The sequence below is a fragment of the Paenibacillus sp. FSL H8-0048 genome (assembly GCF_038002825.1).
Lineage (GTDB): Bacteria > Bacillota > Bacilli > Paenibacillales > Paenibacillaceae > Paenibacillus_AQ.
Genome location: NZ_JBBODF010000001.1, coordinates 3,719,537 through 3,732,935 on the forward strand (window position 1 = coordinate 3,719,537; position 13,399 = coordinate 3,732,935).

Consider the following 13,399-nt stretch of genomic DNA (forward strand, 5'->3'; position numbering starts at 1 on the left):
AAGGTTACCGATGTTGTTGTAGTAACATTTACACACATTCTATTTTTAATCATAACAAATTGTCAACACATTTATGAAATGGTGATCTGCAGCCGATCCCATTTTCCACATCCTCCCATAACATCGTATATTTCTTTGTGATATCAACGTTGTTTACGCTTACATAATTTTCGAAGGAAGAGTTCTATCCTACTTCACTTTCGCTTAAAAATGAATTCCCTCTGTCTTTTCGCCTAAAAAACAATTGACAGGTCCTTGGCTATACTTAATAATGAAAATTATATTGTTACTACAAATTACTTATTCCGAACAAATCTTAGACCAAACCGGGGATACCTCACTCTATTGAGTCAAGTAATATTACATACGGGAGTGTGAATGCGAAAGGAAAAACAGGAAGAAGAGGGAATCGCGTAGTCGCATCAGCTTATTGGCCCATACAAATCGAAGGAGCGATGAACGAATGAACAAAAGGAAGATTGCACTGGTCTCAACGATGCTGGTTACCGCCTTGACGGGCTGCTCTTCTGCAGCCTCTAATGACAGCTCAGCCAATACCGGCGAGTCCGGTGCTAAGCAGGAAACCCTCCGGATTGCTATGGGCTCGCCCGGCGAAGGCCTGATCAAGGTCTGGGAGACGATCGGCAAGGAGTTCGAGGCACAGCATCAGGGGATTAAGGTGGAATTCAACTATCAGGACGATGACACGTATCAGACGATTGGATTGCCCAATCTACTAAGCGGCAAGAACGCTCCTGACTTGTACTTCGAATGGGCCGGACAGCGTCTGCAGACCAGAGTCACGGACGGGTATGCCGCAGATATTACAGACCAGCTCGAGAGCTCAGGACTGAAGGATATGTTCGCCGAAGGGACCTTCAATGGGATGGTGATCGACGGCAAGACATATATGATTCCTACTGCGGGCGATGTGACGAACGTAATCTTTTACAGTAAAAAGGTGTTCAATGATCTGGGCCTTCAGCCGCCAGCCACCTGGGAGGAATTCCTGAAGGTATGCGAGACTATTAAGCAGGCAGGCATCACCCCGCTCGTGATTGGCAACTCCGATCTGTGGACAGCAGGCAACTGGGTTGCCCATATCCTCTCACGCGTTGCGGGCGAGGACGCCTACAGCGAGGCTATGCAGCTCAAGCAGCCGTTCAATTCCCCTGATTTCGCCAAAGCCTATGGTTATGTGAAGGAGCTCTGGGATAAGGGCTATATTAATGAGAACATTACTGCCGCAAGCGACAGTGAAGCGGATATGCTGTTCCTGAACGGCAGCGGTGCCATGCATCCGATCGGCAGCTGGCTGGCTGCAACCGCAGTGGAAGAAACCCCCGACCTTGAGCTGGGCTACTTCAATACGCCGGCCATGCCGGACGGCAAGGGCAATCAGGAGAGCGTCATCGGCGTGTTGAACGGAATGGTGGTCAATAAGAACTCCAAGCTGATCGACGAGGCCATCGAATTCATGAAGCTGTACAGCTCCCCCGAATCCTCCAAAAAGCTCTCTGACGCCGGTGCTGTGCCGATTACCAAGGACGGGATCGACAAGGAGACCATGCTTCCGCTCTCGCTGGAGTTGAACGATCTGATGGAGAATGCCCCGGTGCTTGTGTCGCCGCCCGATACCGGCTATTCCATTGAGGTCGCCAACGCGCTTAATATGGCCACCTCTAAGGTTATCGGAGGCGCGGAGTCCCCTGAAGCTGCTCTGGCTGAGCTGGAGACCACCATTGCCCCTCTGAAAAAATAACGGTGAATCCGCCCGCAAGGCGGCTTCATCCCGAAAACGGAAATTATGTACTACCTTGTACATAAAGAATTGGAGGTGGCCCCATGTCCGGCCGAAGCAATAAGCTCTCTCCCTACCTGTTCATCTCTCCCGCCCTCCTGCTGTTTGGCTTCGTTGTCCTGGTCCCCGTGCTGATGACCTTCGTCTTCAGCTTCTACGACTGGAACGGGATCGGCACGATGCGTTTCACCGGCTTCGACAATTACATCCGCGCTTTTCAGGACCAGGTCTACATTAACTCCTACGGACACACGCTGATCTATATTGTTGCTACGGTCCTGGTCGAGGTCATTGCCGGACTCGGACTCGCAGGCTTAATCACGATGGGCCGCAAGGGCAGCGGAATATTCCGGCTAGCCTTCTTCGTCCCCGTCATGCTGCCGATGATTGTCGTCTCCTACCTGTGGAAGTTCGTCTATAATTCCGATTTTGGCCTCATTAATATCCTGCTGGAGAAAATCGGCCTGGAGAGCTGGACCCGTGTCTGGCTTGGCAACCCCGATACCGCGCTGTATGCCATCTGTATCGTCTCCGGCTGGGTGTATGCAGGCTTTTATATGACCATCTTCTATTCCGGAATCCAGCGCATCTCCAAAGAAGTCTACGAATCGGCCTATCTGGACGGCGCAGGGGAAGCACAGATCTTCTTCAAAATCAAAGTTCCCATGATCCGCAATCTGGTGGAGACAGGCATCATGCTGTGTGTGCTCACCGGCTTCCAGTCCTTCGATCTGTTCTATGTCATGACTAACGGGGGGCCTTACAATTCAACCGAGATCGTGACCACCTATCTGGTCAAGGTCGTCTTCACCCATATGAGCATCGGCTACGGCTCCGCGCTGGCCGTCATTATGACGATTGTAATCGCGGTGATCGGGCTGGTGGCCGGAAAAATGAAGAAGAAGGACGACGGTGTCCTAGAGTATTAGCGGGGAACCCGGAGCATGTAAACTGCGACATTATGAGAAAGTGAGGTGTATCCCTTGACGACCACGGCCCTGGATATCAAGAAACAATCCTATAACAGCGGGGAAGCCGCCCGCCGCAGACCGTTCCCGCATATCCTGTATTATCTGTTCATGATCGTCATCTCCTGCTTCTATGCCTACCCGATTCTCTGGCTTATTCTCTCTTCCTTCCGGGAGAACCGGGAGATCTTCTCCTCTCCGTTCGCGCTGCCGGAGCAGATTCATCTGCAAAACTGGTCCAAAGCCTGGACGGTCGGCAATATGAGCACCTACGCCAGCAACAGTGTAATTGTCACCTCGGTCACCGTTGCGGGTATTCTGCTCTTCGCCAGCCTCGCAGCCTTCGCCTTCAGCAAGCTGCGCTTCCGCGGCAGCAGCCTGCTGATGCTGCTGTTCGTCTTCGGACTGTTCATGCCGCTGCAATCCTTTTTCATCGCGCAGAGCTATATTTTTGAGCAGCTGAATCTGAAGGATTCTTATATGGGCTTAATTCTCCCTTATATCGGCACCGGACTGCCGCTGGCCATCTTCCTGCTCAAGGCGTACTTGGACTCGATCCCGAAAGAGCTGCTGGAGGCTGCCCGGATTGACGGCTGCGGCGACTGGCGGATGTACGGCAGAATCATCCTTCCGCTCTTGATTCCGAATATGGCTACCGTGGGGATCTTCTCTGCGCTGAATGCCTGGAATGAGCTGCTGCTGGCTATGCTGTATATCCAGGACGACTCCCTGAAGACGATTCCGGTAGGTCTGCTGGCCTTCTCCAGCCGCTATATGACCGACTATAAGCTGCTGTTCTCCGCACTGGCGATGATTACGCTCCCGATGATTATCGTCTACCTCTTCTTCCACCGCTATATCGTGGCTGGCCTGACTGAAGGGGCGCTGAAATAAGCGGCAGGCAGTAAGATCATTCACACTAACAACAAATAGCCCCTTCAGCAGACGTAACCGGAACCATGAACTCATGAGATTCCAAGTCTAATCTGCCTGGAGGGGCTATGTTGCGAACACTCTCATGCTATCTACGAACTTGCCGCCTCTTCCGTCTTGAACGGCCGGACATACCGCCATCCGTTCTCATACGCAGGATAGCTGGTATACCCGTACCCTAACTCATAGAATGAGGACCCCGGGGAATGCTGCGGAATGGCTTCAATGACCGTCCCCTTGGGGATATGTAGAGCCACCGCCGTATCCTTGCTTGGAATCTCACTATTGCAGAGACACAGGCGCTTGTATGAAATGCGTTATCACATAGGCAGGCTCTCCAGAGATACCGGGAAAATAGGAGCTTACGCGCCCAGATCCATCTGCTCCAGCGGAATGCCTTGTTGATAGGGACTGGCTGCTGCCGTAGCCGAGAAATCCTTGCGTAGCTGGTGGTTGTGATACCATGCGGACCCTGTCCGGTAGGCAATAACACCCAAGAGGATAATGACCGTCAAAACGGTGCACCACCACAGGAATGGCTTAGAGACTGAGGGAACAGACATGTCATTATCCTCCTTATGGGGGACCTTAATATTTTGGCCGAGCAGAATTATTCGAAATTCACATGAAATCCCTCATCCTCCGGCTCCCCCACTGCAAACCCCAGCACCCTCGTCGCTTCCGCCTTGAACTTTCCGATCCACGAATCCCACTCGCTCGTCTGCATCTGGGCGTAGAACGACAAGCCGCTCGGCTCAACGGACGCCGTTATGAACCTCTCGTCCGTTTCCTGCCCGTACCAATACGGAATTCCGTCTGTGTACCCCAGCCAACCAGGCATCGACTCATATATATTAGCTACTTTCGTCCAAATCTCATCCGGCAGATGGGCCCAGATATTCAGGTTGCAGTTATGGATGTCCATCAGATCATCACCGTCCCCTTTTCCAGTTCAACATATCATTCTCTTGGAATACACCATAAGCTTATAATCGTTGTTGTCTGACTCTGGACTGCTCATTTCCTCTTCTGCCTCTGACACTTCGATGCTCCCAGCTTTCACTATATCCACATAATGCGATAGCACTTGGCTGATGTCATTCACCTTCTCCAGTACACATCCGAAAGGCAGGTCAACCCCTTCATAAAAGGACACGACCGAGACCCGGAACGCGGGAATCTGATAATCCCCCCAACAATAGAACACAAACGGCTTCCCTGGATAGAGACGGCTCAAATAGCTGGACCAGGAATCTTCAATGAAGCTTATGAGCTGCTTGAATTCATTTAGCGAGAGCTTGTCTTTTCGGATCAGCTTGTTCAATCTCTGAATGGTGTAGAAGTTATAACGGGCCTCGGCTTGGTACTGCTGTTTGTCATTGGAAAAAAGTAAATCTGGACGCTCTGCGATCTCAGATATTTCGTGAAAGGCCTTTATACTCTTATCTCTAAGAAAATCAATCATTGCGTCCTCACTACCTTCAACTAAACTTCATTCTCATCCTATCAATAAAAAACGAATAGAATCAACCGTTCCATTCCCGCCTGTGCACAGCTATGTTATCGTTCCTATATACTTTGATATATGAGGGAGCGGGAAGTCCTTCAATCCGAGAAGGTCTGGCTGGAAGCCTTAACCTTGGATACCGATGTGACTCTGCCTTCACCCTGCAAGAATACTCGCGGAGAATTCATTACGGATGTGAACCATACTCACTGTACTTTGTTACGATGGGTGGAGAGTGAGCAGAAGCCTTTCATTCCTACTATAGAAGATGCCTGAGCCATAGGTGAATTGATCGGCAAGCTACATAAGCAAGCCTCGAACTGGAGCATCCCCGATGCTTTTGAACGCCCGGCCTTCGACGGCTCCCGGATCTTGCAAGCCCTTGATACGCTGAAGGAACATGCGGCTGCCGGACTGCTTAGTGCGGGTGATGTGGAGCTGCTGCGGCTAGCCGGGGAGCGGGTCATTCACATGATGAATTCTATGGAGCGGACCGCCAGTAATTGGGGAATGATTCATGCTGATCTGATTCCAAGTAATTTGGTGTTCCTTGAACAAGAAGTACGGCCCATTGATTTCGGCGCTTGCGGGTTCGGTTATTACTTAGTGGATTTGGGCTGGACGTTCTCCTACATCCATCCTTCGTTCAGAGAACAGCTGCTTCAGTCTTATTCCAAGCACCATCCGTTACCGGATAACTATACCCAGCGGTTAGAGGGCTTCTTCATTGCAGCACAACTGGTGACGATGAATTTCTGGTTGGGTCTGCCGGACTGGCAGGAATGGCTGCCTGGACATATTGGTAAATTAGCCAGTAGAGAGGTTAAGGCCTACTTAAACAATGAATCGTTCCTCTTCAGCGGCGTGTCTTATTGGGAATAGCAAGGCTATATTAGCTCATGCTCAATTTGTTTTCTTCTCCATAATTAAGCTGACGATCTGCTCCATCTCCTCCTGGTTAAGGACAGAATACCATCGGGTGGTGGTGTTATCCTTGCTAACTCTCAGCAGAAGCAGCTCCTTCTTATCTTCGGAGACATCCAGAATCACTCTTAGGCCGCCTTGGACGCTTAAAAATATGGAGTCGAATTGATCCGGCTCTTTTTGGTTACTTTTGTTCTTTTCCTTGATTTGCAGGCTGGAAAGACGGGTTATGAGATCGCTAAGATCATCATCGCGGGTAATCTCGAATTCCCTCTCTGCGTCATTTCCAGGAATGAAGGTCAGGGTAGTAATCTCCTTGTTAGGCAAAATGGGGGCTACCTGCCCTACCGTTGTGGTTACAGGATGGAGCCAGATGCGAATGGTGGTACCATAATTTTGGATCAACAGGACAATAGGAAGAACGGTAATTATAATTCTAAGTGTTAAAAAAACCTTCCGGTTACGCATATAAGGTTAACCTCCTTGTCTGCTCATTCATCATGATATCGTTTTGACATTCACCCCCAAGTATATCATAAGCTGGTGAAGCCCTCGGGTGTCTTATTTCCTTCTAAGGGCAAGAGCATTGTTGCACATCTTGCAGGATTTTCTATAACTATCACTAGCTGTGGGTACAATGTTGCATGATTTGCAGGAATTCTGGTGCAGAGAGCAAGTTAGCGCTGACTTTGTTACATTTCGTGCAGGATTTCGACGTAGACCACTTCTATTGAGGAGTATTGTTGCAATTTTTGCAGGATTTCTCTAAAAATGTTGCTGGCTGCGGGGCACGGGGCCCATTCCTCATCGCAGCAGCCCATTGTATTCGCCTATACAATAACAAAGACGCTGCGGGGAAATTCCCGAGCGTCTTTGTTGATGTATAAAGGAAGAAAGGTACTCCCTCAGTTCTTCCCGCCATACCCCTTATACGTCCCGTACACAGCATTGGCATACTGATCCGCCAGAATCGGGCGGCCGTAAGAATCGGTGGCGCCTGGATACCAGTTGTCGCCTCCGTTGTAGTGTAAAAGTCCGTTGTAGATGTTGCCGAATCTGGAGATCTTCTCATCGAGAATCAGTCCGCCCAAGGCTACCTGATCCTGCTCGCTGCTGTGATTATAGGTGCGGCCGAATTTGGCGCTGAATTGGGAGGCATACGCGGCACGTGTATTCGGCTCGACCTGCATCAAGCCGTCACCGGCGGACGGGCTGCCCGGCAGACCTGCTCCGAAGCTGCTCTCTTTCTTGATCACCGCGCTCAGAAGTAGAGCGAAATCTCCCCCTTTGCCGAATTTATTGTCTACATTCATGGCATACGTCCAGATCTGGCTGGGCACCTCGGAGGGGCGGGTGACGCCGGTTGCGGGCGGTGAACCGGTGTAGATTTTGACCGAAGACATCTTGTCATTCACACTGTCGCCGACCCAGGAGGAGCTTGAGGTATAGGTCCACTTCGTGCCCCCGAAGTTATCGTCTGCATACACCTCTACCGTCCAGCCGCTGGGTACCTTGAGCGAGGACATCCAGTCATTCGGAATGCCTGCATTGTTCAGCTGGGACAGCACATAATTGCCTATTCCCAGGGTAACAGCCTTGCCGCCATAATCCCTGTCTGCATAGAAGATGGCCCCATTCGTTGCCGGTGGCGTTGTGGGCGTTGGTGTCGGTGTGGTGGTGCTGCCGCTTTTCCATAGTGCAGGAACATTCGGCGGCTCCCAGCCGGTGAGGGACGTATGCGCCTGCAGACAGGTATATGTACCTCCGCCATAGGTTACGGTGTCATTCACCGCATAGGCCGTGTTTGGCGACCACGCTCCTCTCGCGGCTGCATCTGCGTTCGGTAAGGCGGTGAAGAACACGGAGAGCAGTAATACGAATGCGGCTAACAGGGATACAGCTCTAGCTGACACTTTGGTATACAATAGCCAAGCCTCCTCAGATCGTTTCCCCGCAAACTGCCCCACAAAGTGATGCTAAGCTTCGATGCTTACTCAGGTACTTTGCGGGGGCCCCCAAAACATAATATAAAAAGGCCCCTTCAAGGGCCATCCACAGGGTACTATATTTTATTACCGATTTTCTAATTCATTCCATAAATCATGTATCTTTCAAAACACCCCGAGAACCTTACAATTTTCGACATTCCCGTCTCCTTACCTCGCATTCTACACGGGAATTCAGCCTGTTCAGGCAAGAAAAGAAAACTTTAAATAGTGCAATTTCACACAATTTTCGGCAATGATGCTATCATTAAGGCAATGAGCTTAAGAATGACGAATTTTGTAGATTGGGGTCGGCTTCATGATGAGGGGTATACTAAGGTCCGGTTCTCGTAATATCTGGTTACAAATCACTGTGGTCGTAGTTATCGGGCTGATCGCAAGCTATGCCATCCTGTCTGCAACGCCGGATGCCCCCAAGCCCCGAAGCAAAGAAGGCCTTCTGGATCTAACGCACAACTCTATCTATCAGAATCCGCTGAAGCTACAGGGAGAATGGGCCTTCTATTGGCACAAGCTGCTCTCACCCGAGGATATACGAGGCCAGATGGCAGGCGGACAACCAGCCGACCAAGACCGGTATATCAACATCCCCAGCTCCTGGCTAGGCTACCCGATGGACGGTAATGCGCTGAAGGGCGAAGGCTATGCCACCTTCCGGCTGGTGATCCGGCTTAGTGAGCAGGATAGTAAGGAGCGGTTGGCTCTGCGGCTGCCTACTATTTTTCATGCGTATAAATTATGGGTGAACGGAGAGCTGCTGACAGAGGTCGGTGTGGTGGATCAGGACAAGGAGGGCATGACACCGATTCTGGCGACGAGACTGGTGTTCTTCCAGCCTGAAGGCGACACGGTGGAGCTGGTGATGCAAGTAGCGAACTTCCATCATAAGCGGGGCGGCATCACCAAGGATATCGAGCTGGGCGGCAGTAATGTGTTAACGGTCCGGACCCATCTGAAGATTGCTGCCGATATGTTCATCACGGCCAGCCTGCTGGTGATCGGCGTGTATCATCTCCTGCTGTTCATGCTACGCCGTAAGGACCGGGCCCCGCTATACTTCGGCCTGTTCACTGTGATGTTCGCGATCCGCTCCCTGCTGAACGGCGAGCTTATGCTTACCCAGTGGCTGCCTCACTTTCCATGGGAATTGCAGTTCAAGCTGGAGTATCTGATCCTATGCCTCGGCGGATGGGTGATCACGATGTATTTTGAGTGCATTTTCCCGGATTACGTGTCGCGGTGGTTCCGCTATGGCTCCCGGATCGTCACCGGCGCACTCTGTCTGGTGGTTGTGGTGACCCCTGCCCTCGTCTATTCCCGGATGCTGGTGCTGATCGGTGTCGTCGTGGTTCTCCATATGGTGTATCTGATGGTGGGGCTGGCTCATGCGGCCTTGCGGCGGATGGAGGGAGCGCTGATCTTCCTGCTGGTGTCGGTGGTGGCTCTGGCTACGGTGGTCAACGATTTCCTGTATTACAACGAATGGTCGCCCATCGAAAATACCTCCCCGTTCGGACTGCTCATCTTCACGGTTGCCCAGATGCTGCTGCTCTCTTCCAGATTCACGCGGGCAGCAACGAATGAAGAGCGGATTGCACGGGAGCTGCAGGAGGCCAACCACAAGCTGACCGGGATGAATGCCAACCTGGAGCAGATTGTGCTGGAGCGCACCCGTGCCTTATCCGTCGCCCATGAGGACCTCCGCCTGTCGTATGAGCGGTTACTGCATTCCGAGGAAGGCCGGAAGAAGCTGCTGGCCTACATCACGCATGATCTGCGGATGCCGCTGTCCAGTATGCTCGGTTATGTCGAGGCGGTGATAGACAGGGTGAAGCCGGAGCACAATGAACAATACCTGAGGTATATCCGTGATAACACGATAAGGATCAACCGCATGATCGGGGAGCTGAGCTTCTTGTCCCATCTGGAGACAGGGCAAGTGGAATACCGGATAGAGCCGGTTCAGGTGATGCAGTTCCTGCGCGGCTTCTATGAGCAATATGAGCTGGTGGTGCGGGATGCGGGGCTGGATTTCGCTCTGAACATCGGGGATACGGAAGCTTCAAGCGCGGACCAGCCTGTTGCCCGGATCGATACACAACGCTTAGAACAGGCGTTATTCAATCTGGTGTCGAACGCGATGAAGTTCACGCCTGACGGCGGATTGGTGCGTCTTGCCTTAACCGTGGACGAGGTGAATGATACCCGCTCTGCGGTAATCAGCGTACAAGACTCCGGTATAGGTATTCCTCCAGCGCAGCTGGAGCAGATCTTCGACCGCAATTACCGGGTGGACCGGCCGGGGGTGGACATGGGCGTGGAGGGCAGCGGGCTGGGGCTCGCGATATGCCGGGAAATTGTGCAAGCGCATGGCGGGAGTGTCCGGGCGGAGAGCGACGGGAAGACGGGGTCGATTTTCCGGGTCATATTGCCGTTGATCTGAGATGCAGGAAGGTGACAATAGAATGGACACATACCGAATTATGATCGTTGACGACGATCCCCATATCTGCGAGATTGTTCAGCTATACTGCCAGCGGGAGGGCTTCGACTCCTCATCCTGCCACAACGGGGCCGATGCTATGATGCTGCTGGCATCCTTTAACCCGGACCTGATTGTGCTGGATGTGCTGCTGGCGAATGAGAACGGCATTGACTGGTGCAAGAACGCACGCAATTACACGAATGCGCCGATTGTGTTCCTAAGCAGTCAAGAGGAGGATGAGGTGAAGATCAGCGCCTTATCGTATGGCGGGGACGATTATGTAACCAAGCCGTTCAGTCCGGGCGTACTCATGGCCAAGATCAAGGCCCATCTCCGCAGGATATCCTCAGGCAGAAGAGAACAGCTGCTGGAGCTGCCGGGACTAACGCTGGATTTCTATGCACAGTCTGTCCATATGGGCAGCAGAACGATTTTTCTGTCGAAAAAAGAATTCAGCCTGCTCTCCTACATGGCACAGAACGTGAATCAAGTGGTCACTGTCGATAAGCTGTTTCACCTCATCTGGGGGATGAAGAGCCTGGAGGATACGCGAACGGTGGCGGTCCACATCAGTAATCTGCGCAAAAAAATCGAGGACGACCCTATCCATCCCGAGCGGATCATTACCGTCCGGGGGGCCGGATATATGCTGGTTGCCGGGAAACGCTGAACCAGCGAATCGCGCTAACGGCTGCGGCTATAACCATCATCGTGCCCCGCGCCGCAAACAATAGAAATACTCTACCGCCGGATGCCTCCGCTGCATCTTCCCGGCCATCCCCTCGATCCGCTTCCGCCCGACTCTCCGGTCCATCAGAGCCAGGATATTCAGTACTATATCACTGCTCTCCAGGCTCTCCTCAATGGGAGTAACCAGGAACTTATTCGCCACCACAATGAAATTCGATTTCGTCAGGCCAGCCTGGGCCAACATCAGTGCCTTGGCATGTTCAGTGGTTAAGCGGCTTCGGGCCATAATGACTAGGCGGTCCTCAGGGATCGGCCCCTTGGCCGTCAGTCTGACTGCTTCAATATCCTCATGGGTGACGGAAATATGCAGCTCCGGGTCATTCTTGACCTCCAGCTCGGACGAGTACCAGCGGATGGGGCTGGACTTGTCGGTCATGCTGAGGATGTTCTTCTTGTCCACCGTAATATAACAGGTGCCTGATTTATCCGGCGAATAGCGGTAAGCGGGCGCCCGGTACTCTACCCGTCCTTCTAAGGATGGGCTGAGGAAGCCCTCCAATTGTTGTTTGAGTTTGCTCCAGGACATGTATTCACCTCCGTAAAAATGGGAAAAGGCCTGCCGGCCTCTTCCTGAAATTCTATGTTACCATACTTCCCGTCCTTGTTGCCCGCCTGTGGAGACCTCTTTATGGATATTATCCGGGGTAATACGGGATAAGATTTCATCCAGTGTAGCCGAATTCGGCTTGATGATAAGCTGTTCATCTTCCTTATTATGACGCACATGAATCTCCTCTCAATCCTTATACGGATCAAATTCATCCGCGCCAGCCATACATACGCCCACCGGCTTCAGGACATGCATAACCTCAATAGTCCCGGCGTGCGCGTCCAGCACCTCTTGCAGCTTCCGGTAGACAAAAGGACTCTCGTCCGTCCCCGCGCCGCGCAGCTCTACGCCGAACTCCCGGACCGCAGCTAACATCTGCGCTGTTGTGATCTGGCCGCCGCTGCGGGTGCGGGTCTTCCAGTTCATCCGGCCTGCGGCCTGGGTCCGGCTCATGATTCGGCCCGCTCCGTGAACGGTGCTGTAGTAGGCCTCCCGGTTCTCCACGCTGTCCTTGCCTTGAACGATCACGGAGATATCTCCCATGCTGCCGCCAATGAAGCCCATCTGGCCGGGTGCGGAAGGAGTAGCTCCTTTGCGGACAACGATGACTTCCTTGCCGTCATGCGTCTCTTTCCAGGCATAGTTATGATGATTGTGCACCGCAAGGTCTGCTTCCGTTCCCAGAATCGCCAAGACCTGCTGGATGACATAGTCTCTTCCGGCATAGGCGTAACGCCCGGCCAGCTTCATCGCTCTGTAATACATATCGCCCAGCTCACTGTTCAGGTCGAGCAGGACGGGCGGCTGATCCATCTTTTCCCCGGGGGCATTCGCCAGAAAATCTCTGCCTGCTGCCAGGTTAAGGAACCCGCTCGCTGTCTTATGCCCGAACCCTCTGCTGCCGAAATGGTTGGCGATCCACACCCGGCCGGTTGCGTCTTCTTCTAGTATGTCTACGAAGTGGTTGCCGCTGCCGACGGTACCGAGCTGATTCTGCGCCAGGACCTTGAGCTTATCATGTACTCCGCTGCCCACCGCCTTGAACACCGCCCAATCCGGGTCATCGAACAGCTCATGGTCCACCCTCTCGTTATTAACCCGCCCTACACCGAAGGAGATTCTGCGGGCAATCTCGTCCATGACCCCTGAGAGTCGCGGCCGCAGCTCCTCTATCTTCAAGCCGGTCCGCACCGCCTTATTCCCGCATCCGATATCGTAACCCACGCCAGACGGAGAGATCTGTCCATCGTACACAACAACCCCGCCAATTGGCTGGCTGTAGCCTTTATGGTGATCCGCCATGAGCAGGGTCTGCACCACGTTGCCATTCTCCGCACACATCCGGGCCTGCACCAGGGCTCCTTCGTCCGGCTTCCCCCACACCCGCACACCGTCAATATTCTGATAAGCCATTATCGTTCAACCTCCTATGATCGGGATCACCGCGATGGTGCTGCAGCGTCCTCCATGCCCTC

The 13,399-nt window shown here is 52.6% G+C and carries 15 protein-coding genes; 6 read left to right on the plus strand and 9 right to left on the minus strand.

Annotated features, from left to right (window positions below; genetic code table 11):
• The first annotated feature begins 463 nt into the window (after positions 1-463).
• The 3 genes from NSU18_RS15735 (at position 464) to NSU18_RS15745 (ending at position 3,663) form a co-directional block, all read left to right on the plus strand.
• Positions 464-1,762, plus strand: a complete 1,299-nt coding sequence (locus NSU18_RS15735; protein ID WP_341149478.1) for an ABC transporter substrate-binding protein — start codon at positions 464-466, stop codon at positions 1,760-1,762.
• A gap of 83 nt (positions 1,763-1,845) precedes the next feature.
• Complete coding sequence (locus NSU18_RS15740) at positions 1,846-2,730, plus strand: carbohydrate ABC transporter permease (protein ID WP_341149479.1); 885 nt, start codon at positions 1,846-1,848, stop codon at positions 2,728-2,730.
• Positions 2,731-2,784: 54 nt separating this feature from the next.
• Positions 2,785-3,663 carry a carbohydrate ABC transporter permease gene (locus NSU18_RS15745; RefSeq protein ID WP_341149480.1) on the plus strand — a complete coding sequence of 293 codons (879 nt, stop codon included), beginning with the start codon at positions 2,785-2,787 and terminating at the stop codon, positions 3,661-3,663.
• Between the two features lie 131 nt (positions 3,664-3,794).
• On the opposite strand, the gene NSU18_RS15750 is transcribed toward NSU18_RS15745, so the two are convergent.
• The 4 genes from NSU18_RS15750 to NSU18_RS15765 all read right to left on the minus strand — a co-directional run bounded on the left by NSU18_RS15750 (position 3,795) and on the right by NSU18_RS15765 (position 5,167).
• Complete coding sequence (locus tag NSU18_RS15750) at positions 3,795-3,959, minus strand: hypothetical protein (RefSeq protein ID WP_341149481.1); 165 nt, start codon at positions 3,957-3,959, stop codon at positions 3,795-3,797.
• 105 nt (positions 3,960-4,064) lie between these two features.
• The gene (locus NSU18_RS15755) at positions 4,065-4,265 is read right to left on the minus strand and encodes a hypothetical protein (RefSeq protein ID WP_341014526.1); all 201 of its coding nucleotides are present in this window, start codon (positions 4,263-4,265) and stop codon (positions 4,065-4,067) included.
• Between the two features lie 47 nt (positions 4,266-4,312).
• On the minus strand, positions 4,313-4,627 hold the full coding sequence (locus NSU18_RS15760) for a hypothetical protein (protein ID WP_341149482.1): 315 nt from the start codon (positions 4,625-4,627) through the stop codon (positions 4,313-4,315).
• Between the two features lie 27 nt (positions 4,628-4,654).
• Positions 4,655-5,167: a hypothetical protein gene (locus NSU18_RS15765; RefSeq protein ID WP_341149483.1), complete on the minus strand. Its 513-nt coding sequence runs from the start codon at positions 5,165-5,167 to the stop codon at positions 4,655-4,657.
• Positions 5,168-5,497: 330 nt separating this feature from the next.
• Between NSU18_RS15765 and NSU18_RS15770 the strand changes: the two genes are divergently transcribed.
• A complete protein-coding gene (locus tag NSU18_RS15770; protein WP_341149484.1) occupies positions 5,498-6,091 on the plus strand; it encodes a phosphotransferase in 594 nt (197 codons plus the stop codon).
• 21 nt (positions 6,092-6,112) lie between these two features.
• Here the strand turns inward: NSU18_RS15770 and NSU18_RS15775 are convergent, their stop codons facing one another.
• Both NSU18_RS15775 and NSU18_RS15780 read right to left on the minus strand, forming a co-directional pair.
• Positions 6,113-6,538 carry a hypothetical protein gene (locus NSU18_RS15775; protein WP_341014533.1) on the minus strand — a complete coding sequence of 142 codons (426 nt, stop codon included), beginning with the start codon at positions 6,536-6,538 and terminating at the stop codon, positions 6,113-6,115.
• 500 nt (positions 6,539-7,038) lie between these two features.
• Entirely contained in the window at positions 7,039-8,058 is a 1,020-nt protein-coding gene (locus NSU18_RS15780; protein WP_341149485.1) for a carbohydrate-binding protein, read from the minus strand.
• 379 nt (positions 8,059-8,437) lie between these two features.
• Between NSU18_RS15780 and NSU18_RS15785 the strand changes: the two genes are divergently transcribed.
• Together NSU18_RS15785 and NSU18_RS15790 are read left to right on the plus strand one after the other, a co-directional pair.
• Positions 8,438-10,582 carry a sensor histidine kinase gene (locus tag NSU18_RS15785; protein WP_341149486.1) on the plus strand — a complete coding sequence of 715 codons (2,145 nt, stop codon included), beginning with the start codon at positions 8,438-8,440 and terminating at the stop codon, positions 10,580-10,582.
• A 22-nt stretch (positions 10,583-10,604) separates the two neighbouring features.
• Positions 10,605-11,294, plus strand: a complete 690-nt coding sequence (locus NSU18_RS15790) for a response regulator transcription factor (protein ID WP_341149487.1) — start codon at positions 10,605-10,607, stop codon at positions 11,292-11,294.
• 36 nt (positions 11,295-11,330) lie between these two features.
• Here NSU18_RS15790 and NSU18_RS15795 read toward each other — a convergent pair whose 3' ends face one another.
• The 3 genes from NSU18_RS15795 to NSU18_RS15805 are packed head-to-tail and all read right to left on the minus strand — an operon-like array spanning position 11,331 to position 13,337.
• Positions 11,331-11,900, minus strand: coding sequence for an SF0329 family protein (locus NSU18_RS15795; RefSeq protein WP_341149488.1), 570 nt, complete (start codon positions 11,898-11,900; stop codon positions 11,331-11,333).
• Positions 11,901-11,957: 57 nt separating this feature from the next.
• Positions 11,958-12,098, minus strand: a complete 141-nt coding sequence (locus tag NSU18_RS15800) for an AbrB/MazE/SpoVT family DNA-binding domain-containing protein (RefSeq protein WP_341149489.1) — start codon at positions 12,096-12,098, stop codon at positions 11,958-11,960.
• A 12-nt stretch (positions 12,099-12,110) separates the two neighbouring features.
• A complete protein-coding gene (locus tag NSU18_RS15805; RefSeq protein ID WP_341149490.1) occupies positions 12,111-13,337 on the minus strand; it encodes an RtcB family protein in 1,227 nt (408 codons plus the stop codon).
• Between the last annotated feature and the right edge of the window lie 62 nt (positions 13,338-13,399).

Bases quoted from the DNA above. Each gene is read 5' to 3' on its own strand.
- NSU18_RS15735 (WP_341149478.1), top strand. From the start codon at position 464: ATGAACAAAAGGAAGATTGCACTGGTCTCAACGATGCTGGTTACCGCC.
- NSU18_RS15740 (WP_341149479.1), top strand. From the start codon at position 1,846: ATGTCCGGCCGAAGCAATAAGCTCTCTCCCTACCTGTTCATCTCTCCC.
- NSU18_RS15755 (WP_341014526.1), bottom strand. From the start codon at position 4,265: ATGTCTGTTCCCTCAGTCTCTAAGCCATTCCTGTGGTGGTGCACCGTT.
- NSU18_RS15760 (WP_341149482.1), bottom strand. From the start codon at position 4,627: ATGGACATCCATAACTGCAACCTGAATATCTGGGCCCATCTGCCGGAT.
- NSU18_RS15765 (WP_341149483.1), bottom strand. From the start codon at position 5,167: ATGATTGATTTTCTTAGAGATAAGAGTATAAAGGCCTTTCACGAAATA.
- NSU18_RS15785 (WP_341149486.1), top strand. From the start codon at position 8,438: ATGATGAGGGGTATACTAAGGTCCGGTTCTCGTAATATCTGGTTACAA.
- NSU18_RS15790 (WP_341149487.1), top strand. From the start codon at position 10,605: ATGGACACATACCGAATTATGATCGTTGACGACGATCCCCATATCTGC.
- NSU18_RS15795 (WP_341149488.1), bottom strand. From the start codon at position 11,900: ATGTCCTGGAGCAAACTCAAACAACAATTGGAGGGCTTCCTCAGCCCA.
- NSU18_RS15805 (WP_341149490.1), bottom strand. From the start codon at position 13,337: ATGGCTTATCAGAATATTGACGGTGTGCGGGTGTGGGGGAAGCCGGAC.